Below are 24200 nucleotides of genomic sequence, written 5' to 3'. Positions count from 1 at the left end.
GGCGCGTCGGGGGTGAGGACGCGGGGGCGGGGCGCGGCGCGGGGCGGGGCAAGGCCCCTCCCGCGAGACGACGCCCGCCCGGCGCGGAGCCGAGTGGGCGTCGATGCGGGGCGAGCGGGCGGTCAGCCCTCGTCGCCGGCGCGCCGGTCGGGCGCGGGCACGCCCTGCGCCGGACGCGGCGGGCCGTCGGTGCCCGCTGCGGCGGAGACCTCGGATGCCGCGGCCGCCATCGCCGAGACCACGACGGCGTCGTCGGTCGCCGGTGCGCGCTGAGGCTCGACCTCGACCGGGGCCTCCGCCTGCGCGGGGTCGAGGTCGGTCGTGGCTTGCTCGAACTGCGACCGGTAGAGGCGGTAGTAAGCCCCCTCGGTGGCGATGAGCTCGTCGTGCGTGCCCTTCTCGACGATGTCGCCGTGCTCCATCACGAGGATGAGGTCGGCATCGCGGATCGTCGACAGGCGGTGCGCGATCACGAACGAGGTGCGCCCTTCGCGCAGCGCCGCCATCGCCTGCTGCAGCAGCAGCTCGGTGCGGGTGTCGACCGAGGAGGTCGCCTCGTCGAGGATCAGCACCGAGGGTCGCGCGACGAAGGCGCGGGCGATCGTGATGAGCTGCTTCTCGCCCGCCGAGACGTTCGCGGCGTCTTCGTCGAGCACGGTGTCGTAGCCCTCGGGGAGCGAGTGCACGAACTGGTCGACGCGGGTCGCCACGGCGGCCTCGTGGATCTCGTCGTCGGTCGCGCTCTCGCGGCCGTAGCGGATATTGTCGCGGATGGATCCGGCGAACAGCCACGGGTCCTGCAGCACCATGCCGGTGCGCGAGCGGACGTCGTCGCGTCGGAGTTCGGCGATGTCCTGCCCGTCGAGCAGGATGCGCCCACCGTCGAGCTCGTAGAACCGCATGATGAGGTTCACCAGAGTGGTCTTGCCCGCACCCGTCGGGCCGACGATCGCCACGGTCTGCCCGGGCTCCACCCGGAACGACAGGTCGGTGATCAGCGGCCGCTCGGGCGTGTACGAGAAACGGACGTTCTGGAACTCGATGACACCGCGCCCGTCGACGTGGGCGGGGGCGTCCGCGGCATCCGGGTCCTGCTCGTCGGCGTCGAGCAGCGCGAACACGCGCTCGGCCGAGGCGGTGCCCGACTGCACGACCGCCGCCATGCCGCCCAGCTGCGACAGCGGCTGCGTGAACTGCTGCGAGTACTGGATGAACGCCTGGACGTCGCCGAGACGGATCTGTCCACCGGCCACCATCAGTCCACCGAGCACGGCGATGCCGACATAGGTGAGGTTTCCGACGAACATCATGCCCGGCATGATCATGCCGGAGAGGAACTGCGCCTTGAAGCTCGCTTGGAACAGCTCCTCGTTCTCGGCCTCGAACTTCTCGCGGGCGTCTTTCTCGCGTCCGTAGACCTTGACGAGGGCGTGACCCGAGAACGACTCCTCGACGCGGGCGTTGAGACGGCCGACCTTCTTCCACTGCTCGCCGAAGGCCTTCTGAGACTTCGGACCGATGACGCCGAAGATGACCGCCATGAGCGGCAGCGAGACGAGGGCGACGAGGGCGAGCTGCCACGAGATGGTGAACATCATGATCAGCACGCCCACGACGGTCAGGACCGAGGTGAGCGCACTCGACAGCGACTGCTGCATCGTCTGTGTGATGTTGTCGATGTCGTTGGTCACGCGGGAGATGAGTTCTCCGCGTTGGACCTTGTCGAAGTACGACAGCGGGAGGCGGTTGATCTTCGCCTCGACGTCTTCGCGCAGACGCCACATCGTGCGCACCATGATGACGTTGATGACGTAGCCCTGGATCCACGACAGCAGCGATGAGCCGACGTAGATCGCGAGCACCGTCACGATCACGAGGCGCAACGCGTCGAAGTCGACGCCGGCGCCCACGGAGAAGTTGTTCATCGCGCCGACGATGTTGGCGATGTCGTTCTGACCCGCAGCCCGCAACGCGTCGACGACCTCGGCCTGCGAGGTGCCGGCGGGGAACTGCTGCGCGAGTCCCTTCGAGACCACGCCCTCGAAGATGATGTTTGTCGCGTCCCCGAGCACGCGCGGGGCGAGGACGGCCAGCACGACGCCGACGGCGCCGAGGATCGACACGAAGACGAAGGCCGCGGCGTAGGGCTTGAGCAGGCCGATGAGGCGCCGGAAGCTCGGCCCGAAGTTCGACGCCTTCCCGGGCGCGACGCTGTCCCAGCTCCCGGAGTTCAGGCGCGCCTGCTCGGCGAGCTCGGCCTCGGCGCGTTCTTCTTCGGTGAGGGTGTCGGGAGCGCTCATGCCTCGACCCCCAGCTGCGACTCGACGATCTCACGGTAGGTGGCGCTCGTGGCGAGTAGCTCGTCGTGCGTGCCGAGACCGGCCATGCGCCCGTCTTCGAGCACCACGATGCGGTCGGCGCCGGTGATGGTCGACACGCGCTGGGCCACGACGATCTTCGTCACCTCGGGCAGCTCCTTCCACAGCGCTTGTCGCAACCGGGCGTCGGTGCTCAGGTCGAGTGCCGAGAACGAGTCGTCGAAGACGAGCGCCGCCGGGCGGTGCACGATGGCCCGCGCGATGGCGAGACGCTGACGCTGCCCTCCCGACACGTTCGTACCGCCCTGCGCGATGCGCCCCTCGAGTTGACCGTCCATCACCTCGACGAAGTCGCGGCCCTGAGCGATCTCGAGGGCTCGCCACAACTCGTCGTCCGTGGCCTCTTCGCGCCCGAACCGCAGGTTGGACGCGACCGTACCGCTGAAGAGGAAGGGCCGCTGCGGAACGAGGCCGATGCTCTTCCACAGCACGTCGAGGTCGGCGTCGCGGACATCGACGCCGCCGACCCGCACGGCACCGGAGGTCACGTCGAACAGGCGGGGGATGAGCGAGACGAGCGTCGTCTTGCCCGCGCCCGTGGAGCCTACGATCGCGACCGTCTCGCCGGGGCGGGCGGTGAAGCTGATGCCCGACACGACGGGCGAATCGGCGCCGGGGTAGGCGAACGCGACGTCGTCGAATTCGATCGCCCCGGGCTCGGGCAGGCGCTCGACGGGGTTCGCCGGCCGCTCGAGGGTCGAGCGGCTGTCGAGCACCTCGCCGATGCGCTCGGCCGACACGGCGGCACGCGGGATCATGACCGTCATGAAGCTCGCCATGAGCACGCCGCCGAGGATCTGTGCGACGTACTGGATGAAGGCGAACAGGGTGCCGATCTCGACCCCGCCGGCGTCGACCTGGATGCCGCCGAACCAGATGACGCCCACGACCGTGACGTTGAGCACGAGCATCGCGAGCGGGAACAGCAGGACGAACAGCGAACCGACCTTGCGCCCGACCACCAGGATGTCGGTGTTCGCCCCGCGGAAGCGCTCTTCTTCGATGCGCTCGCGGACGAAGGCCCGGACGACGCGAACGCCCGTGAGCTGCTCGCGCATGACGCGGTTCACGGCGTCGAGCTTGGTCTGATAGCTGCGGAACAGCGGCACCATGCGCGCGATGATCAACCCGGCCAGTACCAGCAGGACGGGCACCGACACCGCGATGAGCCAGCTGAGTCCGACGTCTTGCTGCAGCGCCATGATGATGCCGCCGATGGCCAGCAGCGGAGCGCTGACCAGCATGGTGGCGCCCATCATCGCGAGCATCTGCACCTGCTGCACATCGTTGGTGTTGCGCGTGATGAGCGAGCCCGCACCGAACTGCGACAGCTCGCGCTCGGAGAAGCCGCTCACGCGTTCGAAGACGTCGAGGCGGATGTCGCGGCCGGCGGCCATCGCGGCGCGCGCGGCGAAGTACGTCGCGATGACGGAGGCCACGATCTGCCCGAGCGAGATCACGAGCATGAGCCCGCCCTGCGACCAGATGAAGCCCGTGTCGCCGCGGGCGACGCCGAGGTTGATGATGTCGGCGTTGAGGCGCGGAAGGTACAGCGTCGCGATCGCAGACGCGGCCTGGAAGACGAGGATCGCGACCAGGAGCCAGCGATAGCGCGAGAGGTAGCGGATGAGGATTTTGCCGAGCACGAAGCCCTCCGAGAATTCGACGCGGTCGCGATGACCGCTGGACACAGCCTGGCACCGACCTCCGACATCGGCCACCCGATCGGGCATGGGAGCGTTCTCCCGTCGCGAACGCCGGGGTTCGGCATCCCTCTTCTGAGGGCCGGATCGTAGGCTGATCGCATGTCCCGACTGCAGGCCGACGCCCCCGCCGACCGCTGGGTGCCCGTGACGGGTTCCCTCGGACTCCGTGGCCGCCGCCACCGCAAGGCCGCGATCGGCATGCTGCTGAGCCAGGCCAATCAGGCGGCGGGCGCCGCCCCGAGACCCGGGGGCGGCGCGTTCGCGTGGATCCTCAGCCAGGCCGCTCCGCTGCTCATGCGCCGCGCGGCCGGGCGCGTGCTCGTCTGGGTCTGGAAGAGCGACCCCGAGCTGCTCGTCGTCATGGCTCAGCTCCAGGAGGCCACGCCGCAGCTGCGCACCGCGCGGGCGATGATGCCGATGGAGTACGACGACACCGAGTCGTTCCGGAACCCCTACCTGGGGGTCGGGGAGAAGCTCGCGATGCCCCTGCCGAGCGACGCGAAGACCCCGCCCTTCGCGACCTACACGTGGGACACGGGCTCGCACTTCGTCACCGTCACGGCGGTCTGCTCCGACCGCGAACGGTTCGGCACGGTTATTTCCGCGGTCGACGAGGTGGCCCGCACGATCCGAGTGGTCGACGACCTGAAGCTCGGCGAATCGCCGACGGTGCTGCGGCTCGACCCGGCCTGACGCGCCGCGCCGTCACGAGGACAGGAGGCGGGTCGAGAACAGCGCATTCGCGGCGTCATCGCCCTGTTTGCGTCGCGCGCCCTGTTTTCATAACCCGGCGGGACCGTCGACGTCGGCTGAGGACTCGCGACGAGGCGAGCAGATCAGTCGTCGTGGATGTCGCGCGGCCGCCACAGCACGATGTCGGTGGCGCGGCGCACGCGAGCCCCGTGGCGCAGCGTCACGACCGAACCGGTGGCGCCTGCCGCGAAGACCCGGGCTCCGGGCCGGGACTGCCGCTCGACGGTGAGCTGCCGCTCGAGGTCGTTCACGCGGCGTGCGAGCTCGTGCACCCGTTCCTCGAGTGCGAGCAGGCGGGCGATCGCCGGCAGGCTCATGCCCTCACCCGACAGGCGAGCGACCTCGCGCAGCTGCTGCACGTGGCGGCTCGAGTAGCGCCGTGAACCGCCCTGCGTGCGCGCGGGCACGACGAGGCCGAGCCGGTCGTACTGCCGCAGCGTCTGCGGGTGCATGTTCGACAGCTCGGCGGCGGCGGCGATGGCGAAGATCGGGGCGTCTTCGTCGATCTCTCTCTCGGACACGTCTTCACCTCTTCTCGTCGTGCCGGGTGCGGCGCCCGGGTTCTCGGCATCCTGTCGTATCGGATGCCGAGAACCTCGGCGACGCGCGTGTATTTATCGCGCCTTGGACATCAGGTCGGCGCGGGGGTTCTCTTTCGGTTCGAGCGCGTGGAAGCGCTCGAGGGCTTCGCGCGCGGCGTCGTCCAGGTGCGCGGGGACGGCGACCTGGACCTCGGCGAGCAGGTCGCCGGCGCCCTTCGTGGTCGAGATCCCCCGGCCCTTGACGCGCAGAACGCGGCCGGACGGGGTGCCGGGAGCGACGCGCAGGCGGACGGGGTCGCCGCCCAGCGTCGGGACCTCGATGGTCGCACCGAGAGCCGCCTCGGTGAAGGTGACCGGCACCGTGAGGCGGAGGTTGAGCCCGTCTCTCGTGAACACCGGGTGCGGGCGCACCGCGACCGTCACGACGATGTCGCCGCTCTCGCCACCGTCAGGGGACTTGCGTCCTCGACCTCGCAGGCGGATCTTCTGCCCGTCGGAGACTCCGGCGGGGATCTTCACCTTGAAGGGGACGTTGTCCTCCCCCGCGAGGGTGATGGTCTCGCCCTTGACCGCGGTGATGAAGTCGAGCGTCGTGCGCGCGGTGACGTCGGCGCCCTTCTGCGGACCGCCGAAGCCGCGGAACCCTCCCGTCGTCTGACCGAACCGGCCGGAGCCGAAGCCGCCGCCCTGCTGGTCGAACATCGTGAAGAAGTCGTCGAAGCCGCCCTGGGGCTGTCCGCGCCCTTGACCGAATCGGCTGAAGACGTCGTCGAAGCCCCCGCCGCCCCCGGCCCCGGGAGCCGAGAAGCGCGCCCCCGAGCCCATGGCCCGGATCTGGTCGTACTCCTCGCGCTGCTCGGGATCGTTGAGCACCGAGTAGGCCTCGCTGATCTCCTTGAACTTCGCCTCGGCCTTCGCGTCTCCCGGGTTCGAGTCGGGGTGGTACTGGCGCGCGAGCTTGCGGTACGTCTTCTTCAGATCGGCAGCGCTGACGCCCTTGTCGACACCGAGGACCTTGTAGAAGTCCTTGTCGAACCAGTCCTGACTCGCCATGCGTCCTCCTCTTAGGCCGGCACGGCGACGACGACCTTGGCCGGTCGCAGTTCGACCGAACCGAGGCGGTAGCCGACCTCGACGACCTCAAGGATCGTCGTCTCGGTCACGCCCGGAGTCGGAGCCTGGAAGATCGCCTCGTGCTGCTGCGGGTCGAAGACGTCGCCCACGGCGCCGTACGAGACCACCCCGAGGCGCTCGGCCACGGCGCGCACCTTGTCGCCGATCGCGGCGAGGGGGCTGCCCTCGACGAGGTCGCCGTGCTTGGCGGCGCGGTCGAGGTCGTCCATGACGGGTAGCAGACCCTTCACGGCCTCGCCCTTGGCCCGCTCGATTTCGCGCTCGCGCTGCTCCTCGGTGCGCCGACGGTAGTTGGCGTACTCGGCCTGGAGGCGCTTGAGGTCGATCAGCAGCGAGGCCTCGCGGTCGGAACCGGCGTCTTCTGCTGCAGCCTCGGGAGTCTGCTCGGCGCCGAGGATGTCGTCGATGGTGAACTCGTCGGCATCCGGCTGGTCACCCGACGGCGCGGGGCCGGAGGTGTTCTCCTCCGGCCCCGTCTCGTCAGGACCGGCGCCCGAGCCCGTGGGCTGTTCGTCGTCCTTGTGTGCCATGTTCTCTGCTTACTTCTTGTTCTCGTCGGTCGGCTCGTCGTCGACGACCTCGGCGTCGATGACGTCTTCCTCGGGGTTCGGCGTCTCGCCGTTGCCGGGCTGACCCACGTTGGGGTCGGCGGGCTCACCGGCGGCCTGCGAGGAGGCGTAGATGGCCTCGCCGAGCTTGCCCTGGCTGGCGTTCAGCTTGTCGAACGCGGTCTTGACCGCGTCGTCGTCGTCGCCGGCGAGAGCCGTCTTGAGCGCGTCGACATCGCCCTGCACCTCGGTCTTGACCTCGGCGGGGAGCTTGTCGTCGTTCTCCTTGATCAGCTTCTCGATCGAGTACGACAGGGTCTCGGCCTGGTTGCGGGTCTCGGCGGACTCGCGGCGCTTCTTGTCTTCCGCCGCGTTCTCCTCGGCCTCGCGCACCATGCGCTCGATGTCCTCCTTGGGCAGCGACGAGCCGCCCGTGATGGTCATCGACTGCTCCTTGCCGGTGCCCTTGTCCTTCGCCGAGACGTGCACGATGCCGTTCGCGTCGATGTCGAAGGTGACCTCCACCTGCGGGATGCCGCGAGGAGCCGGGGCGATGCCGGTGAGCTCGAAGGTGCCGAGCGGCTTGTTGTCGCGGGTGAACTCGCGCTCGCCCTGGAAGACCTGGATCGCGACCGACGGCTGGTTGTCGTCGGCGGTGGTGAAGGTCTCGCTGCGCTTGGTCGGAATGGCCGTGTTGCGCTCGATGAGCTTGGTCATGATGCCGCCCTTGGTCTCGATACCGAGGCTCAGGGGGGTGACGTCGATGAGCAGGACGTCCTTGCGCTCGCCCTTGAGGACACCGGCCTGCAGGGCTGCGCCCACGGCCACGACCTCGTCGGGGTTCACGCCCTTGTTGGCATCCTTACCCGTCTCCTTCTTGACGAGCTCGGCGACCGCGGGCATGCGGGTCGAGCCGCCGACGAGCACCACGTGGGCGATGTCGTCGACCTTGACGCCGGCCTCGCGGATGACGTCGGAGAAGGGCTTGCGGGTGCGGTCGAGGAGGTCCTTGGTGAGGTCCTCGAACTTGGCGCGCGTGAGAGTCTCGCTGAGCGAGACGGGGCCCGAGTCGGTGAGCGACAGGTAGGGCAGGTTGATGCTGGTCGAGGTCGAGCTCGACAGCTCCTTCTTTGCCTGCTCGGCCGCTTCCTTCAGACGCTGCAACGCGATCTTGTCGCCCGAGACGTCCACACCGGTGGTGTCCTTGAACTGCTTGATGAGGTAGTCGACGACGCGCTGGTCCCAGTCGTCACCACCGAGGCGGTTGTCACCGGAGGTGGCGCGCACCTGGATGGTGGAGAAGTCGTCGTCCTTGCCCACCTCGAGCAGCGAGACGTCGAAGGTTCCGCCACCGAGGTCGAAGACGAGGATGAGCTCGTCTTCCTTGCCCTTGTCGAGGCCGTAGGCCAGGGCCGCGGCGGTGGGCTCGTTGATGATGCGCAGAACGTTGAGGCCCGCGATCTCGCCGGCCTCCTTCGTGGCCTGACGCTCGGCGTCGTTGAAGTACGCGGGCACCGTGATGACCGCGTCGGTCACGCTGTCGCCCAGGTACTCCTCCGCGTCGCGCTTGAGCTTCTGGAGAATGCGGGCCGAGATCTCCTGCGGCGTCCACTTCTTGCCGTCGACGTCGAAGCTCCAGGTGGTGCCCATGTGGCGCTTGACGCTCGAGATGGTGCGGTCGACGTTCGTGACGGCCTGGCGCTTGGCGGTCTCGCCGACGAGCACCTCGCCGTCCTTCGTGTAGGCGACGACCGAGGGGGTCGTGCGGAAACCCTCGGCGTTGGCGATGACCTTGGGCTCGCCACCCTCGAGCACGCTCACGACGGAGTTGGTCGTACCGAGGTCGATTCCCACTGCACGGGGCATATGTGTCTCCTTGCTTGTGAGCGCGGCCGTTGCCGCACTCGGGGTTCTGGTGAAAGTCTCTGCGCGGGTTGAGCCGCGGTGACTCAAGGTTATCGGAGCCCGTTCACGAGGTCAAGGTGACTTGATATGAATTGGCTCAACTTCCGGATGCCGCGGGCGCAAGCGATCGTGACGCGATGCGGGTCGCAGAGCATCGGCATCCGGATGCCACCGGTCGCGGTCGCACGAGGCGCCGCGGGCGCGCCGCCGGTCGGATCCCTCGGTTCGGGGCGGAATCCGTCGTTCGGGGCGGCATTCTCGCGCCCCGAACGACGGGATCCGCCCCGAACGGTACGGGCTCACCGTCCCCCGTGGCCCCGGGGTCACGGTCCCCACCCCGGGGCCACGAGTCACGCCCCACAAATCCCAGCGACAGGTCCACACACCCCGGGGCCGCGGATCACGCCCCAGAAATCCAACGACCGGCTCCGATACCCCGGGGCGGCTCCTACCGGCCCGGGGCCACGTTCCCCGCCCCGGGGCCACTTCCCACGTCCCAGCCAGGGCGCCGCGGGGCCGCCGCACGCCCGGCGAGCCACTCCCCCGGCACACGCACGACGCCCCCGCGACCTCGAAGGTCGGCGGGGGCTACGAACGGAGGCTGTGAACCCGGCGCGACGGCCGGGATCGGGCCTCAGTCGCGGTCGCGCTCGCGACGCTGCGGACGGTCGCTGCGCTTGGCCGAACGGCCACCCTGGTCGAGACGCAGGTCGATCAGCTGACCCGAGATGCGGGTGTCGGCGAGGCGATCGATCGTGTCGCGCGAGAGGTCGGCGGGCAGCTCGACGAGCGAGAAGTCCTGGCGGATCTGGATCGCGCCGAAGTCGTTGCGGCGGAGGCCCCCCTCGTTGGCGAGGGCACCGACGATCTGACGGGGCTCGACCCGCTGACGACGCCCGACGGCGATGCGGTACGTCGCGAAGCGTCCGCCGCTGTTGCGGCGGTCGCCGCGGCCTCCACCATCCCGGGCGGGACGGTCGCGGTCGCGGTCGCGATCACGATCGAAACGCTGCGGGGCGAGGGTCTCCTCCTCGAGCAGCAGCGGGGTGTCACCCTGAGCGACCACGGCGAGCGCTGCGGCGACGTCGGCCTCCGGAACATCGTGGTGCGCGACGTAGTGGGCGACGACGTCGCGGAAGGTCGCGATCGCCGCGGTGTCCTCGAGGGCGGTGGTGATCGCGTCGTCGAAACGGGTGAGGCGTGTGGCGTTGACGTCGTCGACACTCGGCAGCGACATCTCGGTCAGCGGCTGACGGGTGGCCTTCTCGATCGCGGTGAGCATGCGACGTTCGCGCGGGGTGACGAAGCTGATGGCGTCTCCGGTGCGACCGGCGCGACCAGTGCGCCCGATGCGGTGCACGTACGACTCGGTGTCGATGGGCAGGTCGTAGTTGACGACATGGCTGATGCGCTCGACGTCGAGGCCGCGCGCGGCGACGTCGGTGGCGACGAGGATGTCGAGCTTGCCGGACTTCAGCTGGTTGACCGTGCGCTCGCGCTGCACCTGGGCGATGTCGCCGTTGATCGCGGCGGCGGTGTACCCGCGGGCGCGCAGCTTCTCGGCGACCGTCTCGGTCTCGTTCTTGGTGCGAGTGAAGACGATCATGCCCTCGAAGTTCTCGACCTCGAGGATGCGGGTGAGCGCATCGATCTTCTGCTGGTACGACACCACGAGGTAGCGCTGCGTGATGTTCGCCGAGGTCGTGGTCTTGGTCTTGACCGTGATCTCTTCGGGGTCGTTGAGGTACTGGGCCGAGATGCGGCGGATCTGCGCCGGCATGGTCGCCGAGAAGAGGGCGACCTGCTTGGTCGAGGGGGTGTCGGCGAGGATCGTCTCGACGTCTTCGGCGAAGCCCATCTTGAGCATCTCGTCAGCCTCGTCGAGCACGAGGAACTTCAGCTCGCTGAGGTCGAGCGTGCCCTTGTCGAGGTGGTCCATGATGCGACCGGGCGTGCCGACGATCACGTCGACGCCGCGACGCAGGGCCGACAGCTGCTGGCCGTAGCCCTGACCGCCGTAGACGGGCAGCACCGAGACGCCCTTGATGTGCGCGGCGTACTTCTCGAACGCCTCGCACACCTGCAGAGCGAGCTCGCGGGTGGGGGCGAGCACGAGGGCCTGCGGGTTCTTCGAGCCGGTCTCCATCTGCGACAGCACCGGCAGCGCGAAGGCCGCGGTCTTGCCGGTTCCGGTCTGGGCGAGGCCGACGACGTCGCGGCCCTGCAGCAGGACGGGGATGGTCGCGGCTTGAATGGCCGACGGGGTCTCGTAGCCCACGTCCTTCAGGGCCTTGAGCACAGCGGCATCCAGTCCCAAGTCGGCGAAGGTGAGCTTTTCGGGAGTGGTCTCGGCCTCAGCGGAGTCGACGGGGGTTTCGGATGCCATACCTCTAACGGTAGTCTCCTCCGCGCTCGGCCGCGGGCCGGGGTCTAACCTGAACCCGCACGCCGAAGACGGCGTGACCTCGCCCGACCTCCCCGGGTGTTCACCGAAGGGCCCTACCGTGACCCCCATGCCTCCCCCCGGCGCCGCTCGCACCCCCGCCCCCGCACGCCGACCCGTGCTGGCGTGGGCCCTGTGGGACTGGGGCTCCGCGGCGTTCAACGCCGTCGTCACGACGTTCGTGTTCAGCACCTACCTGGCGAGCCAGCTCTTCGTGGACCCGGCGATCGTCGCCGCCGCGAACGGGAACGACAAGGACCCGGCCCTCGTGCGCGCCCTCGCCGACAACGCCTCGCTGGTCGGCGTCGCGCTGATGATCGCCGGGATCGTGGTCGCCCTCGTCGCCCCGGTGCTCGGCCAGCGCTCCGACGGCACCGGCCGCCGCAAGCTCTGGCTCGGCATCAACACCGGGGTCGTCGTGCTGGCGATGGCCGCGATGGTCTTCGTGGAGGGGACGCCGTCGTTCCTCGTCCTCGGCGCGACCCTGATCGCCGTCGGCAACGTGTTCTTCGAGTTCGCGAGCGTCAACTACTACGCGATGCTCACGCAGGTCTCCACGCGCGAGAACATCGGCCGGGTCTCGGGCTTCGGCTGGGGAATGGGCTACGTCGGCGGCATCGTGCTGCTTCTGCTGCTGCTCGTGCTGTTCATCCAGAGCTTCGGGAATCCGGATGCCGGCGGGCTCCTGGCCGTGACCAAAGACGGCGGCTGGAACATCCGTCTCGCGGTGCTGGCATCCGCGCTCTGGTACGCCGTCTTCGCGATCCCGGTGCTCGTGCGGGTACCCGAGATCCCCGCGCAGCAGCGCCGCGTGCGCGTCGGCTTCTTCGGCTCGTACGTCGTGCTCTGGGGCACGCTGCGATCGCTGTGGCGCGACAGCCGACAGGTTCTCATGTTCCTCATCGCGAGCGCCGTCTTCCGCGACGGCCTCACCGGGGTCTTCACCTTCGGCGCGATCATCGCCGCCCAGGTGTTCGGTTTCACCTCGACCGAGGTGCTGTACTTCGCGGTCGCCGCCAATGTCGTGGCCGGGATCAGCACCATGCTCTCGGGACGCCTCGACGACCGGTTCGGCCCCAAGCGCGTGATCGTCGTCTCGCTCATCGGCCTCATCGTGCTCGGCGGGGCGGTGTTGTTCATCGGCACGTCGCAGACCGCGTTCTGGATCACCGGCCTCGGGCTGTGCGCCTTCGTCGGCCCGGTGCAGTCGGCCAGCCGGTCCTTCCTCGCGCGCGTGGCTCCCGAGGGCCGCGAGGGCGAGATCTTCGGCCTCTACGCGACGACCGGTCGCGCCGTGTCGTTCCTGGCTCCGGGCCTCTTCGCGCTGTTCGTCGGCCTCACGGGTGACACGCGCCTCGGCATCGTGGGCATCGTCCTGATCCTGGGAGCGGGCCTGCTGCTGTTGATCCCGGTGAAGGCGAAGCCCGCCGTCATCGCCTGAGAGGCCAGGTGCCGCTCGGGCGAGGTCCGGGCGGGGTGCGGGCGGAGGTCAGGGCCGAGGCGAAGGCGGAGCGCCGCCCAGATCACACGATCGGCCCCAGATCACGCTCTAGAGCCGCCCCCGATCCGGTGATCTCGTGCGGATCGTGTGGTCTCGGGGAGCGGGACGCGGGATGCCGCGGACTCGGGATGCCGCGGGCGGGCGGCGCCCCTCGGCGGAGCGGGCGGCGCCCCTCGGCGGAGCGGGCGGCGTCCCTCGGCGGAGCGGGCGGCGTCCCTCGGCGGAGCGGGCGGCGTCAGTCGCGGGGCCAGGAGTCGGCGAACTTCGACAACAGGCGCGCGAACTCCACCCGCTCGGCGTCGGTGAAGGTCTCGAGCGCGGAGCGCACGGCATCCCTTCTGCGCCCCCGGAAGCCCGTCACGAGCCCCTCGCCCTCGGGGGTGAGGCGCACGCGCGTGCGGCGAGCGTCGTCGGGGTCGGGCTCGCGTGCGACCAGACCCATCTGCGCGGCCTGCTGCACCAGACGCGAGGCGCGGGGCTGGTCGACGCCGACCGCCTCCGCGATCTCGCTGACCGAGAGCGAGCCGGATGCCGCCACGAGCGCGTCGAGCATGCGCAACCGCGCGGGGCCGCCGAAGCGTCCGTGCGAGGGATCGGCCACCCACGGCGGAGCACCCCGGCCCCACGGACCCCCGTGGCCTCCCCCGTGATCGCCGTGCGGGTGATGGTGAGCCTCGGCCGGGAACGGCGGCCGCGGGCGGCGTCCGCGCAGACGCCCGAGGGCGGCGGCGATCTCGTCGGCGGGGTCGGTGGCCATGCCGAGATTTTACATGTCGCTTGACAAGCATCGGGAATGCATGTCATAGTACATTCGTTGTCACATGACATGCATTGGCGGAGAGACCGCCGACGAAAGGACACCCCCATGAACACCCCTGAACCCTCAGACCCCCGCAGCCTCGCGCATCGCCTGACGACCGTCGGCCACGCGCTGCACCACCGACTGTTCGCGCAGCTGCGCGACAGCGACCTGCACCCGAAGACCGTGATGGTCCTCTCCGTGATCGACGGACGCCTCGACGCCCCGTGGATCAGCGACCGCATCGCCCGCGGCGGTAAGCGCGTCAGCGCCCTCGCCGACCGGGGATGGATCGCCCCCGCCGGCGACGGCTGGACACTCACCGACGAGGGCCGACAGATCCTCGATCGAGTGGATGCCGAGCGCCAGGCGCTTCTCGCCGACGTTCCGCCCGAGCAGATCGAGCGGCTGACGTCCGCCCTCGACGCCATCACCGAGGCCCTCGGCCTCGACGAGGACGCCGATCCGGTCGGGCCGCGCGGACCCCGCGGCTTCGGCTTCGGTCCCGGCCCGTTCGGCCCCGGCTCCGGTCGCGGCTTCGGCCCCGGCATGCGCGGTGGCCCCCGCTTCGGCGGCGGCGAGCGCGAACACCGACGCGGTGACGGCGGCAACGCCCACCACGGCTTCGGACCGCGCCACGGCGGCCACACCGACGGACACCGTGCCGACGGCGACGGCGCCACCGACGGTTCCCGCCACGGCGAGCGGGGTCACGGCGACCACGGTCACGGCGAGCGGGGTCACGGCGACCACGGTCACGGCGATCACGGCCACCGGCACGAGCGCGGTCACGGCCGCGGACACCGCGCGGCGGAACGCGCCTACGAGCGCGGTTTCGACGCCGGGTTCACGCGAGGGCGCGAGTCCTCGGCATCCGAGTGATCATCGAAAAGACGACGCGGCGGGACCTCCCTCGGGAGCCCGCCGCGTCGTCGTTTCGTCAGCGTCCGGCCGAACCCGCGTCGTTGGAGCCGACGTCGGTGCGGTGGAAGTTCAGCGCCGAGCGCGAGGCCGTCGGGCCGCGCTGACCCTGATAACGGTTGCCGTAGGGGCCGGAGCCGTATGGGTTCTCGGCGGGCGAGGTGAGCCGGAAGTAGCAGACCTGTCCGATCTTCATGCCGGGCCACAGCTTGATGGGCAGCGTCGCGACGTTCGACAGCTCGAGGGTGACGTGACCCGAGAAGCCCGGGTCGATGAAGCCCGCCGTCGAGTGGGTGAGCAGCCCCAGGCGTCCGAGCGAGGACTTGCCCTCGAGGCGCGCGGCGACGTCGTCGGGCAGGCTGACCCGCTCGAACGTCGAGCCGAGGGCGAACTCCCCCGGGTGGAGGATGAACGGCTCGTCGGGCTCGACCTCGATGAGACGGGTGAGCTCGGGCTGGTCTTCGGCGGGGTCGATGAAGGGGTACTTGTGGTTGTCAAATAGCCGGAAGTACCGGTCGAGACGCACGTCGACGCTCGAGGGCTGGACCATGGCCGGGTCGAAGGGCTCGAGGCCGAGCCGCTTCGCGTCGAGTTCGGCCCGGATGTCGCGATCGGAGAGCAGCACGGCCCCAGCCTAGGGGCGGGGCCGGTGGCGCGCGCGTCGGTTTCGACGGCACCGAACCCCGACGCGGATCGCGCGATCATCGAGGGATGCCGCGCAGACGCTGTTATGCTGGCCGGGCTGCCGCAAGGCGCACGGGGCTGTAGTTCAATGGCAGAACATCTGCTTCCCAAGCAGATAGCGCGGGTTCGATTCCCGTCAGCCCCTCAAAGGTCCGGTTCATCGCCTCGGCGATGGAACGGGCCTTTTGCGCGGGTGCCGTAGGAACCGACCCCGCGGCGGGTGGGCCCACGCCGCCGGAGGCTCCGCGCGACGTGAAGCGGCGCGTGGAGGGGCGGTGGGGACGATTCCCGTCAGCCCCTCAATGCCCTCACGGGCGGCAGTAGGCCGTTCGGGAGGGCTTTCGTGTTTCCGTGAATCGACGCCCTGGGTGAACCCACGCCGCCGGAGGCTCCGCGCGCTGCGAAGCAGCGCGTGGAGGGGCGGTGGGGACGATTCCCGTCAGCCCCTCACAGCCCTCACGGGCGGCCGTTGGCCGTTCGGGAGGGCTTTCGTGTTGCCAAGAATCGAAGCCTCGGGTGAATCCACGCGGGCTTTTCCACAGGGTCAGGACTGAGCACACGCGACGCCTGCCCCGGAATTACGCGCGTGTAGTTTCGAACACGTTAACGAACACGGCCCTTATCCACACGTCTTTACACAGGCCGTACGGGTTTCCACACACGCTTTCCACAGAGTTATCCACAACTGTGGAGACGGCTGTTCGCCGGTGCGGACGATCCGCCGGATGCAGAGGGTCAGGATCCTCCCGGCGCCGACACACGCCGTCGCCGACCGGACTCCCGGTCCCACTCCAGCGATCGGTACTGCAGGTACGTGCACAGGCGCGAAGCGTCCAGCACGACCGCCGCGAGTCCCCCGAGTTCGAGAGGCGTCATCGTGACGTCGAAGTCGCGACCCGGGATCGTCAGCTCCCACAGCGGGTCGTCGAACCCGCGCGGCTGCATGTACACCGACAGCTCGGAGTCGCACGGCCGCATGATCACGAGCCCCGTATCGAGGTCGCCGACATCCTCCTGGGGCGCGACGTGAATCCGCGCCCCGTCCAGATGCGTCGCTGCCTCGAAGTCGGCGACCCACGACTCGAGCAGAGCGCGGGTGCGGCGAGGCGGGAAGCCGACCTCCGGGCCGGCGGCGACAGCGGTCACGAGGTCCGCCTCGGCGCAGCCGTGCACAGGTCACCGGCGGCGCGAACGAGGTCGTCGGATGCCGCGCCGAGGGCGGAGAACCAACTGCCGGCCATCGTGTCCTCCTCGGGTGAGGTCGTCGCGCGCGGGAGCGTGGCGCGACGGTTCGCAGACCCAGTCTCACGGCATCCGCGGACGATCGCGGAGGGCTTGCGTGCCGTATCGCAATGTGTATCGAAAAGAATAGGCTTACGCCGTATATCGCAGCGCTCGCGCGGCAGTCAAGAAGTGGGCCGCGTTGCGCGTACCGGCCATTCTGAGGTCAGCGGCGAGGACGTCGGCCCAGATGGCGCGTGACGATCTCGCACGCCCCGACGTCTCCATCGCGATGCCGGCACACGGTCGGCGGCCGAGAGGAGACCCGTCATGGGCAAGAACAAGAAGAAGACCGCGAGCGAACCCCTCGAGGTCGCTGACTCCACCGCCGAGCAGCAGGCCGAGCACGCCTCCCAGTGGTCGTCGCTCGCCCGCTACGCCGCCGAGTTCTTCGGCACCTTCCTGCTCGTCCTCGGCGGGGTGGGAACCGCTCTCTTCGCCGCGAACTTCCCCAGCGCCGACGACAACCAGGCCGGGGTCGGCTTCCTGGGGGTCGCCCTCGCGTTCGGCCTCACCCTGGTCGCGGGCATCGCCGCCGTGGGTCACATCTCGGGCGGCCACTTCAATCCGGCCGTCACGATCGGCCTGCTCGTCGCGGGGCGCACCGACGCCCGGCACGTGCCCGGCTACCTGCTCTCGCAGATCCTCGGCGGCGTCGTGGCGACCAGCATCATCGCCCTCGTCCTCACCGGCAAAGACGGGGCGTTCGCCGCTGCGCAGTCGGCCGGCTTCGCCTCCAACGGCTACGGCGAGGGCAGCCCCGGCGGGTACGGTCTCGCCTCCGTCTTCGTGATCGAGGCCGTGCTGACGGGGGTCTTCATCGCCGTGATCCTGTCGGTCACCGCCAAGCGCGAGTACGTCACCTTCGCACCGATCGGCATCGGGCTCACCCTGACCCTCATCCACCTCATTAGCATTCCCGTGAGCAACACCTCGGTGAACCCCGCTCGCTCGATCGCGACGGCCGTCTACGGGGGCGCGCTCCCCGTCTCGCAGCTGTGGGTGTTCATCGTCGCGCCGCTCGTCGGAGCCGCCGTGGCTGGGCTCATCGTGCGCGTGCTGGGCCGGCGAGCCGTCGCCGCGTGACGCCTCCCCCAAAGACGGGGTCGCGGGGCCGCACCGCGCGCCCGCGACCCCGCCCCTCCCCCTCCGGACCCTCGCCGCGTGCCCGATCCCCGCGCACGGCTAGCGCACGCCCCGCGCGCGTGCAAGCAGCAGGGTTCGTCGCGTCGTCGACCCGCACCATAGAGGGACGACCCACCGGGAGGGATCCATGGAAGACCGCGTCGACGAGCAGGCCCCGTCGAGCACACCCCGACTCAGCCGCGACCTGGTCATCACGACCGCACTCGAGCAGATCGACAGCGACGGGTTGAACGGGCTGTCGATGCGCAACCTGGCGAAGTCGCTGCACGTGGAGGCGATGTCGCTCTACCGCTACGTCAACGGCCGCGAAGACCTGCTCGAGGGCATCGTCGACCTGCTCATGACCGATCTAACGGCCGCTCTCGAACGCGCGCGAGCCGAGCAGTGGCAACGCTTTCTCCAGGTCACCGCCCACGAGGTGCGACGCATCGCCATCGAACACCCCCGCGCCTTTCCCCTCGTCGCCACGCGCCACCCGGCCGCCCCCTGGCTGCGCCCGCCGTTGCGCAGTGTCGAGGTCGTCGAGATCTTCCTGTCCGCCCTGCTGGACTACGGCTTCAGCGACGGGCAGGCCGTGGACGCCTACCGGGCTTTCAGCAGCTTCCTGCTCGGGCAGCTGCTGCTGGAATCGGCCGTGCGCGGCGCGGACACCTCGCCGGCGGAAGAACCCCTCGACGAGGGCGGGGCGGACATCCCCCAGGACGACGGGTCTCGGTCGCTCGCCGACCTGACCCAGGTCGAGCGCCTGCGCCCCCTCCTCAGCGAGGACCACGCGGAGGAGGAGTTCGAGGTGTCCCTGGAGTCGCTCCTGGACCGTCTGGACCGGCAGCTCTCGCAGTAGTCACTCGGGGCGATCCGTATGCGAGAGGACGGTCAGGCGATGCGGATGCCGTCGCGCCAGACTACGGCCGGCTCGAGCCCCGCGCTCCAGAGCACGACATCGCCGCGGCATCCGGGGTGCAATCGCCCCACGTCGGAGCGCCCGATGGCCCGGGCCGGAACGCACGTCGCCGCCTCGATGGTCTGGACAAGAGGGACGCCGGTCGCGACGACGGTTCGCACGGCACGATCGAGGGTGAGGGTGGACCCCGCGATCGTTCCCGTGTCGCGCAGGCGCGCGATGCCGCCCGCGACGGTCACCGCGAGGTCACCGAGCCGGTAGTCGCCGTCGGGCGACCCGGCGGCGGCCATGGCGTCGCTGACAAGGGCGATGCGGCCGGGCGCCGCACGGAAGAGCGGGGCGATCAGCGAGGGATCGACGTGCGTGCCGTCGGCGATGAGCTCGAGGATCATTGCCTCGTCGGCGAGGGCGACACCCACCGGCCCCGGGGCGCGATGGTGCAGCGGCGGCATGGCGTTGAACGCGTGCGTGAGCAGGGTCGCCCCGGCGGCGATCGCCTCGCGGGTCGTCGCGGCGTCGGCTCCCGTGTGCCCGACCGCGACGCGCACCCCCGCCGCGACGAACGCGCGGATGAGATCGAGGGCGCCCGGGAGTTCGGGCGCGATGGTGATCTGGGCGAGGCTCCCGGCGGCGGTCAGACGCGCGACGTCGAGCGATGACGGATCTCTCAGTGCCCAGGGGGCGTGAGCGCCACGATGATCGACGTCGAGGCAGGGGCCTTCGAGATGGATGCCGAGGAGCCCGGGCCGGGCTGCGGTGCTCAGCGCACCGATGGTCTGCTCGAGAGCGGGCGGCGCGGCGCTCACGAGAGAGGCGACCACTCGCGTGACACCGTGTGCCGCGTGCACCCCGAGGATGCGGTCGACGGCGGTCGCGGCATCCGGATCCTCGAACGCCGAACCACCCCCGCCGTGGGTGTGGATGTCGACGAGGCCGGGGGTCACGAGAGCCCCGGGGCCGGCCACCTCTCGGGCGTCGACGATGTCGGTCACTGCCGAGACCACCGAGGGCGGCGGATCCCCCGCCCCCACCTCGAACACGACGCCGCGGGCGAGGAGCACCCAGCCACGCTCGATCTCGGCGGAGGTGCCGGTGATGACGCGGGCGTCGCGCAGAAGCAGGCTCATGCCGCGGTCCGCGCGGGGGCGGATGCCGCGGACCGGAGCATCGCGCCCAGGTTCGCCGCGACCGTGCCGAGCACGTCGGCGGCCGTGCGGTCGTCGGGGCGACGGCTCACCTTGAGACCGAGGCGGTCGACCGCGCCCGCGGCGCCGAGGGCATCGACCGCGGCCGAGGCGGTGAGCAGCGACCGCGACGAGGAGTCGGCTTCGGCGAAGGGGAGGTGCGCGTCGGCCCAGGCCGCGCCGTACGGCCCGTCGACCGCCGCTGCACCTGACAGGGCGAGCCCGCTCAGCAGGCCCGACGCCGCCGCGCGCGCGATCTGCGCGGTGACCGATGCGGGGTCGCGGGTCTCGATGAGTGACCGCCCCCAGTTCATCCACAGCCCGACCGGGGCGCCGCTCGTGCGCATGGCCTCGATCTCTGCATCCATCGACAAGAACCCCTTCTCGAAGGGGTGCGACCCGGTGTAGGCGTCGCAGTGCTCGATCACGAGCCGGGCGCCGGCGAAATCCCACGCGGCGAGCTCCTCGAGCGAGGATCGCAGGGCATCGATCAAGCCGCCCCCGCGCGGCGCGGAGTGAAGCATGACCGTGGTGACGCGCGCGCGGCTGCGCTCGGCGAGGCGATGCACGTCGTCGCGGACGCGCCGCAGGTCGTCGAGGGCGGCCCGCCGACCGGCGTCGTCGGCGGAGGCCAGACCGTAGCCGGGTGCCGCCGCACAACGACCCATGACCCAGGGCAGGGGTGTGACCGCCAGCTCGATCGCCGGCAGCTCGCGCAGGAACCACTCCTCGTCGTGGGGGTGGATGCCGCCGAGCCACGGCACCTCGAGACCGACGACGTCGGGCAGGGCGCACAACCCGGCCATCAGCTCGCCCTCGAGGTGCGGGTCCCAGGTGCGGAACGCCGGAGACGCCGCGTACGCGCTGACCAGGACGGGGGTCATTGGACCAGCGACCGGTGGGCGCGCGTGTCGCGGTAGTAGTCGGAGAGCTCGAGCTGCGATGCGGCCGCCTCGTCGACGAACACCGTCACGTCGGGGTGGTGCTGCAGCACGGTGGCTGGCCAGCGCGCCGACACGGCGCCCTCGACGAGCTGGGCGACGGCCTGCGCCTTCGCCTCTCCCGTCGCGACGAGCACGATGCGGCGCGCCTCGAGGATCGTGCCGAGCCCCTGCGTGAGGCAGTGACGGGGGACGGCGTCGAGGTCACCGTCGAAGAACCGCGCGTTGTCGAGACGCGTCTGCGCGGTCAGGGTCTTCACGCGGGTGCGCGATGCGAGCGAGGACCCGGGCTCGTTGAAGGCGATGTGCCCGTCGGTTCCGATGCCGAGGATCTGCAGGTCGATGCCGCCGGCCTCGCGGATCTCGTCCTCGTACCGCCGGCACGCCGCATCGAGGTCGTCGGCGTCGCCGTCGGGGCCGCGGACAGCCGCGGGATCGATGTCGACGCGGGCGACGAACTCCTCGCGGATCACGGCGTCGTAGCGGGCGGCGTGTCCCGCGGGCAGGCCGACGTACTCGTCGAGGGTGAAGGCGCGCGCCCGAGCGAACGAGAGCTCGCCCGCGTCGACCCGGCGGCCGAGCGCCTCGTAGACCCGCAGGGGGCTCGAGCCTGTCGCGACACCGAGGATGGTCTCGGGGGCGGATGCCACGAGGGCGGCGATCTCGTCGGCGATGAGGTCGCCGATCTCGTCGGCGGTGGTGATGACGACTTCCATCAGTTCTCTTTCTCGTGCGCGGGGGTCTCGCGCCGGGGGGCGTCGGGTTCGGGGGCGTCGGGCTCGGGGTCGTCGGGCTGGGAGACACCCAGCGCCTGGACGAACCACGACGTCAGGGTGGAGGGGTGGGTGATCGCGGTGCCGACGCACACGGCGAAGGCTCCGGCGTCCTTCGCGCGGCGGGCGTCGGCCGGGGTGTGGATGCGTCCCTCGGCGACGACGGGTCGCGTGCAGGAGTCCACCACGGCGGCTATCAGCTCGATGTCGGGACCCGCGGTCTTCGGGCGCTCGCCCGTATAGCCCGAGAGGGTGGTGCCGAGGATGTCGGCTCCCGCCGCCTCGGCGGCGATCGCGTCGTCGAGCGAACCGCAGTCGGCCATGACGAGCACGTCGTGCGCCGCCTTCAGCTTGGCGATCGTCTCGGCCAGGGTGAGGCCATCGGGCCGCGTGCGGCGCGTGCCGTCGATCGCGACGATGTGCGCCCCCGCCTCGGCGACGGCGTGCGCGTGGGCGAGGGTCGGGGTGATGAACACGTCGTCGTCGCCGTCCTTCCACAGACCCACGACGGGCACGCCGACGTCGCTCGCCGCGCGGATGTCGTCGAGGCCCTGCAGGCGCACGCCCGCGGCCCCGCCGACGACAGCGGCGCGCGCGATCTGCGCCATGGTGCGGGGGTCGCGCATCGGCTCGCCGGGGTAGGCCTGGCACGACACGATCAGGCCGTCGCGCAGGCTCTCGAGCAGGCCGGCGGTGCCGCCCTCGGCGCGCAAGCCGCCGCGCGGGTCGCCGCCGCGCGCTTCGGCGCCGCCGCTCATGCCGCCACCGCCACGTCGGCCCAGGCCGCGAAGGCCGCCCCGCGTATTGGCGCGTCGGCCCCGAGCTCGCCGGGCCGCACAGGAACTCCCGCGAGAGCGTCGATGACGCTCGCGCGGAACGCGGCCTCCATCGGGTGCCACCACGCGGGTCCGATGTCGGCGACCCCGCCGGTGACCACGATGACCTCGGGGTCGAGCAGGGTGGCCGCTCCCGCGAGAGCCCGGCCGACGGCCGCGGCCGCATCGGCGATGGCGCGACCTGCGGTGAGATCGTCGGCCGCACGGGCCGCGACCGCGCGGGTGTCGGCGACCGTGGGGTCGCCCCCGAGCCAGCGGTAGTGCCGCAGCAGGCCCAGACCTCCGCCGATCGCCTCGAGGTGCCCCATGCGTCCGCAGGGGCAGCGCAGGTGCTCGGCCCCCGGGGTGGGCATGTGGGCGATCTCGCCCGCGACGTGGTGCGCGCCGTTCCACGAGCGGCCGTCGATGACGACTCCGCCGCCGACCCCGGTGCCCACGGCGACCGTCAGCAGGCTCGACGCCTCGCGACCGGCGCCGAAGCGGTACTCGCCCAGCGCGTGCGCATCGACGTCGTTCTGCACCGAGATGGGGGCCGACGCCTCGAGGTGCTCACCGAGGGCCGCGCGCAGGGCGGAGCGCAGCGGCATCCCGATCCATCCCCGCAGGGTGTCGGTGGCCGAGACGATCGTGCCGGTCGAGGTGTCGACCACCCCGGCCGTGCCGACGCCGACGCCGCGGAGCGAGACGCCGTACCGATCGGTGAGCGAGGTGGTCAGGGCCGCGACGAGGTCGACGATCGCCGCCCCGCCCACGCGGCCGGGGGTCGACGCCGTCGCCCGGTCGACGATCTCGCCGCGGGGGTCGACGAGAGCGACGGTCGTCTTGGTCCCGCCGATGTCGACGGCGGCGACGGCGTCGGTCATCACGCGACCGCGACGGGGAGGACTCCGGCGCGCGAGAGGACCTCGCGGACGGATGCCACGGCGTCGGCGTCGAGGCTCTCGACGGTGTCGGCCATAAACGCATCGTCGATCAGCCCGCGCGCGGCCATCGCGGCCTTGAACGCGCCCACGCCGGTCGCGTCGCCGGACAGCCCGCGGGGCTGGAAGACGATGTCGAAGATGCGGTTCAGGCGCTCCTGCTCGGCGCGAGCGGCGTCCCAGTCGCCGCGCTCCGCGGCATCCCACAGGCGCACGTAGCCCTCGGCCTCGACGTTCGCGAGACCCGGCACGACACCGTCGGCTCCCGCGAGGGCCATCGCGTCGACGACCACCTCGTGACCGGTGAGCAGCTGCAGGGGACGCCCGGCGTCGGTATTGGCGGCGACGAGACGGCGGAAGCCCACGTCATCGCCCGAGGAGTCCTTCACGCCGTGCACGACGCCATCGGCGGCGAGCTCGAGCAACAGGGCGAGGGGCAGCTTGGTGTGCACGCGCACGGGCACGTCGTATGCCCACAGCGGTGCGTCGATCTTCGCGGCGATCGCGCGGAAGTGGCCGGCGATCTCGGTCGGGGAGTTGAGCGTGTACAGCGGAGCGGTGGTGACGATCGCGTCGACCCCCTCGGCGGTGAGCCGGCGAGCGGTCTCGGTGATGCGCGGGGCGGTGAGCTCGATCGCCCCGGCGATGATCGGCACGCGACCGGCCGTGGCGCTGACGATCGTGCGCACGATCTCGACGCGCTGGGCGTCGGTGAAGTACGCGGTCTCACCGGTCGAGCCGAGGGCGAACAGGCCGCGCACACCCGAGACGATCAGGTGGTCGACGAGACGCTCGAGCGAGGCGTGGTCGATCGACCGGTCGGCGTGAAGCGGGGTGGCGACGGGAGGGACGACGCCCGAGAAGCGCGTGGTGGAGGACGAGTGGTTCATGAGGGGTCCGTGTT

The 24200-nt window shown here is 70.7% G+C and carries 21 protein-coding genes and 1 tRNA gene; 6 read left to right on the top strand and 16 right to left on the bottom strand.

Annotation, left to right across the window (positions count from 1 at the left end):
* Positions 1-122: 122 nt before the first annotated feature.
* Entirely contained in the window at positions 123-2300 is a 2178-nt protein-coding gene (locus F9B98_RS07400; RefSeq protein ID WP_225310254.1) for an ABC transporter ATP-binding protein, read from the bottom strand.
* Positions 2297-4024: an ABC transporter ATP-binding protein gene (locus F9B98_RS07395; RefSeq protein WP_150955990.1), complete on the bottom strand. Its 1728-nt coding sequence runs from the start codon at positions 4022-4024 to the stop codon at positions 2297-2299. Before F9B98_RS07395 ends, F9B98_RS07400 begins: the two co-directional genes overlap by 4 nt.
* Before the next feature lie 159 nt (positions 4025-4183).
* Between F9B98_RS07395 and F9B98_RS07390 the strand changes: the two genes are divergently transcribed.
* Positions 4184-4777 carry a hypothetical protein gene (locus tag F9B98_RS07390; protein WP_150954979.1) on the top strand — a complete coding sequence of 198 codons (594 nt, stop codon included), beginning with the start codon at positions 4184-4186 and terminating at the stop codon, positions 4775-4777.
* Positions 4778-4920: 143 nt separating this feature from the next.
* Here F9B98_RS07390 and F9B98_RS07385 read toward each other — a convergent pair whose 3' ends face one another.
* The 5 genes from F9B98_RS07385 to F9B98_RS07365 all read right to left on the bottom strand — a co-directional run bounded on the left by F9B98_RS07385 (position 4921) and on the right by F9B98_RS07365 (position 11352).
* Positions 4921-5358 carry a heat shock protein transcriptional repressor HspR gene (locus tag F9B98_RS07385; protein WP_150954975.1) on the bottom strand — a complete coding sequence of 146 codons (438 nt, stop codon included), beginning with the start codon at positions 5356-5358 and terminating at the stop codon, positions 4921-4923.
* A 93-nt stretch (positions 5359-5451) separates the two neighbouring features.
* A complete protein-coding gene (locus F9B98_RS07380) occupies positions 5452-6432 on the bottom strand; it encodes a DnaJ C-terminal domain-containing protein (protein ID WP_150954972.1) in 981 nt (326 codons plus the stop codon).
* Positions 6433-6443: 11 nt separating this feature from the next.
* The gene (locus F9B98_RS07375; RefSeq protein WP_150954969.1) at positions 6444-7043 is read right to left on the bottom strand and encodes a nucleotide exchange factor GrpE; all 600 of its coding nucleotides are present in this window, start codon (positions 7041-7043) and stop codon (positions 6444-6446) included.
* Between the two features lie 9 nt (positions 7044-7052).
* Positions 7053-8927 carry a molecular chaperone DnaK gene (dnaK, locus tag F9B98_RS07370; RefSeq protein WP_150954966.1) on the bottom strand — a complete coding sequence of 625 codons (1875 nt, stop codon included), beginning with the start codon at positions 8925-8927 and terminating at the stop codon, positions 7053-7055.
* 673 nt (positions 8928-9600) lie between these two features.
* Positions 9601-11352 carry a DEAD/DEAH box helicase gene (locus F9B98_RS07365; protein WP_150954963.1) on the bottom strand — a complete coding sequence of 584 codons (1752 nt, stop codon included), beginning with the start codon at positions 11350-11352 and terminating at the stop codon, positions 9601-9603.
* Positions 11353-11479: 127 nt separating this feature from the next.
* Between F9B98_RS07365 and F9B98_RS07360 the strand changes: the two genes are divergently transcribed.
* The gene (locus tag F9B98_RS07360; protein WP_150954960.1) at positions 11480-12850 is read left to right on the top strand and encodes an MFS transporter; all 1371 of its coding nucleotides are present in this window, start codon (positions 11480-11482) and stop codon (positions 12848-12850) included.
* Positions 12851-13145: 295 nt separating this feature from the next.
* On the opposite strand, the gene F9B98_RS07355 is transcribed toward F9B98_RS07360, so the two are convergent.
* Complete coding sequence (locus F9B98_RS07355) at positions 13146-13667, bottom strand: MarR family winged helix-turn-helix transcriptional regulator (protein ID WP_150954957.1); 522 nt, start codon at positions 13665-13667, stop codon at positions 13146-13148.
* Positions 13668-13775: 108 nt separating this feature from the next.
* Between F9B98_RS07355 and F9B98_RS07350 the strand changes: the two genes are divergently transcribed.
* On the top strand, positions 13776-14591 hold the full coding sequence (locus F9B98_RS07350; RefSeq protein WP_150954954.1) for a MarR family winged helix-turn-helix transcriptional regulator: 816 nt from the start codon (positions 13776-13778) through the stop codon (positions 14589-14591).
* 58 nt (positions 14592-14649) lie between these two features.
* Here the strand turns inward: F9B98_RS07350 and dcd are convergent, their stop codons facing one another.
* On the bottom strand, positions 14650-15255 hold the full coding sequence (gene dcd / locus F9B98_RS07345) for a dCTP deaminase (protein WP_150954951.1): 606 nt from the start codon (positions 15253-15255) through the stop codon (positions 14650-14652).
* Between the two features lie 133 nt (positions 15256-15388).
* On the opposite strand from dcd, the gene F9B98_RS07340 reads away from it, so the two are divergent.
* Positions 15389-15459 (top strand) — tRNA-Gly (locus tag F9B98_RS07340).
* 590 nt (positions 15460-16049) lie between these two features.
* Here the strand turns inward: F9B98_RS07340 and F9B98_RS07335 are convergent.
* Complete coding sequence (locus F9B98_RS07335; RefSeq protein WP_150954948.1) at positions 16050-16460, bottom strand: hypothetical protein; 411 nt, start codon at positions 16458-16460, stop codon at positions 16050-16052.
* Positions 16461-16865: 405 nt separating this feature from the next.
* Between F9B98_RS07335 and aqpZ the strand changes: the two genes are divergently transcribed.
* Positions 16866-17681, top strand: coding sequence for an aquaporin Z (aqpZ, locus tag F9B98_RS07330; RefSeq protein WP_150954945.1), 816 nt, complete (start codon positions 16866-16868; stop codon positions 17679-17681).
* Between the two features lie 187 nt (positions 17682-17868).
* Positions 17869-18582 (top strand): TetR/AcrR family transcriptional regulator C-terminal domain-containing protein, encoded by a 714-nt coding sequence (locus tag F9B98_RS07325; protein WP_150954942.1) that lies wholly within the window; start codon positions 17869-17871, stop codon positions 18580-18582.
* A gap of 32 nt (positions 18583-18614) precedes the next feature.
* On the opposite strand, the gene F9B98_RS07320 is transcribed toward F9B98_RS07325, so the two are convergent.
* Genes F9B98_RS07320 through F9B98_RS07295 form a run of 6 tightly spaced genes read right to left on the bottom strand, consistent with a single transcriptional unit; the run spans position 18615 to position 24186 of the window.
* On the bottom strand, positions 18615-19769 hold the full coding sequence (locus tag F9B98_RS07320; RefSeq protein ID WP_150954940.1) for an N-acetylglucosamine-6-phosphate deacetylase: 1155 nt from the start codon (positions 19767-19769) through the stop codon (positions 18615-18617).
* Positions 19766-20710 (bottom strand): DUF4862 family protein, encoded by a 945-nt coding sequence (locus tag F9B98_RS07315; protein WP_150954937.1) that lies wholly within the window; start codon positions 20708-20710, stop codon positions 19766-19768. The genes F9B98_RS07320 and F9B98_RS07315 overlap by 4 nt, the downstream gene beginning before the upstream one ends.
* Positions 20707-21483: a glucosamine-6-phosphate deaminase gene (gene nagB, locus F9B98_RS07310; RefSeq protein ID WP_150954934.1), complete on the bottom strand. Its 777-nt coding sequence runs from the start codon at positions 21481-21483 to the stop codon at positions 20707-20709. Before nagB ends, F9B98_RS07315 begins: the two co-directional genes overlap by 4 nt.
* Entirely contained in the window at positions 21483-22298 is an 816-nt protein-coding gene (locus F9B98_RS07305) for an N-acetylmannosamine-6-phosphate 2-epimerase (RefSeq protein ID WP_150954931.1), read from the bottom strand. The genes nagB and F9B98_RS07305 overlap by 1 nt, the downstream gene beginning before the upstream one ends.
* Positions 22295-23239 carry an ROK family protein gene (locus tag F9B98_RS07300; protein ID WP_150954928.1) on the bottom strand — a complete coding sequence of 315 codons (945 nt, stop codon included), beginning with the start codon at positions 23237-23239 and terminating at the stop codon, positions 22295-22297. The genes F9B98_RS07305 and F9B98_RS07300 overlap by 4 nt, the downstream gene beginning before the upstream one ends.
* Entirely contained in the window at positions 23239-24186 is a 948-nt protein-coding gene (locus F9B98_RS07295) for a dihydrodipicolinate synthase family protein (protein WP_150954925.1), read from the bottom strand. Before F9B98_RS07295 ends, F9B98_RS07300 begins: the two co-directional genes overlap by 1 nt.
* Positions 24187-24200 lie beyond the last annotated feature (14 nt).

It is taken from the genome of Microbacterium testaceum StLB037, from assembly GCF_008763945.1.
GTDB classification, from domain to species: domain Bacteria; phylum Actinomycetota; class Actinomycetes; order Actinomycetales; family Microbacteriaceae; genus Microbacterium; species Microbacterium testaceum_G.
Note: the sequence above shows the minus strand (reverse complement) of the source record. Positions and strands in the feature narration are given on the sequence as shown.

Bases quoted from the DNA above. Each gene is read 5' to 3' on its own strand.
- F9B98_RS07400 (WP_225310254.1), bottom strand. From the start codon at position 2,300: ATGAGCGCTCCCGACACCCTCACCGAAGAAGAACGCGCCGAGGCCGAG.
- F9B98_RS07390 (WP_150954979.1), top strand. From the start codon at position 4,184: ATGTCCCGACTGCAGGCCGACGCCCCCGCCGACCGCTGGGTGCCCGTG.
- F9B98_RS07380 (WP_150954972.1), bottom strand. From the start codon at position 6,432: ATGGCGAGTCAGGACTGGTTCGACAAGGACTTCTACAAGGTCCTCGGT.
- F9B98_RS07375 (WP_150954969.1), bottom strand. From the start codon at position 7,043: ATGGCACACAAGGACGACGAACAGCCCACGGGCTCGGGCGCCGGTCCT.
- dnaK (WP_150954966.1), bottom strand. From the start codon at position 8,927: ATGCCCCGTGCAGTGGGAATCGACCTCGGTACGACCAACTCCGTCGTG.
- F9B98_RS07365 (WP_150954963.1), bottom strand. From the start codon at position 11,352: ATGGCATCCGAAACCCCCGTCGACTCCGCTGAGGCCGAGACCACTCCC.
- F9B98_RS07360 (WP_150954960.1), top strand. From the start codon at position 11,480: ATGCCTCCCCCCGGCGCCGCTCGCACCCCCGCCCCCGCACGCCGACCC.
- F9B98_RS07355 (WP_150954957.1), bottom strand. From the start codon at position 13,667: ATGGCCACCGACCCCGCCGACGAGATCGCCGCCGCCCTCGGGCGTCTG.
- F9B98_RS07350 (WP_150954954.1), top strand. From the start codon at position 13,776: ATGAACACCCCTGAACCCTCAGACCCCCGCAGCCTCGCGCATCGCCTG.
- aqpZ (WP_150954945.1), top strand. From the start codon at position 16,866: ATGGGCAAGAACAAGAAGAAGACCGCGAGCGAACCCCTCGAGGTCGCT.
- F9B98_RS07325 (WP_150954942.1), top strand. From the start codon at position 17,869: ATGGAAGACCGCGTCGACGAGCAGGCCCCGTCGAGCACACCCCGACTC.
- F9B98_RS07320 (WP_150954940.1), bottom strand. From the start codon at position 19,769: ATGAGCCTGCTTCTGCGCGACGCCCGCGTCATCACCGGCACCTCCGCC.
- F9B98_RS07315 (WP_150954937.1), bottom strand. From the start codon at position 20,710: ATGACCCCCGTCCTGGTCAGCGCGTACGCGGCGTCTCCGGCGTTCCGC.
- nagB (WP_150954934.1), bottom strand. From the start codon at position 21,483: ATGGAAGTCGTCATCACCACCGCCGACGAGATCGGCGACCTCATCGCC.
- F9B98_RS07305 (WP_150954931.1), bottom strand. From the start codon at position 22,298: ATGAGCGGCGGCGCCGAAGCGCGCGGCGGCGACCCGCGCGGCGGCTTG.
- F9B98_RS07300 (WP_150954928.1), bottom strand. From the start codon at position 23,239: ATGACCGACGCCGTCGCCGCCGTCGACATCGGCGGGACCAAGACGACC.
- F9B98_RS07295 (WP_150954925.1), bottom strand. From the start codon at position 24,186: ATGAACCACTCGTCCTCCACCACGCGCTTCTCGGGCGTCGTCCCTCCC.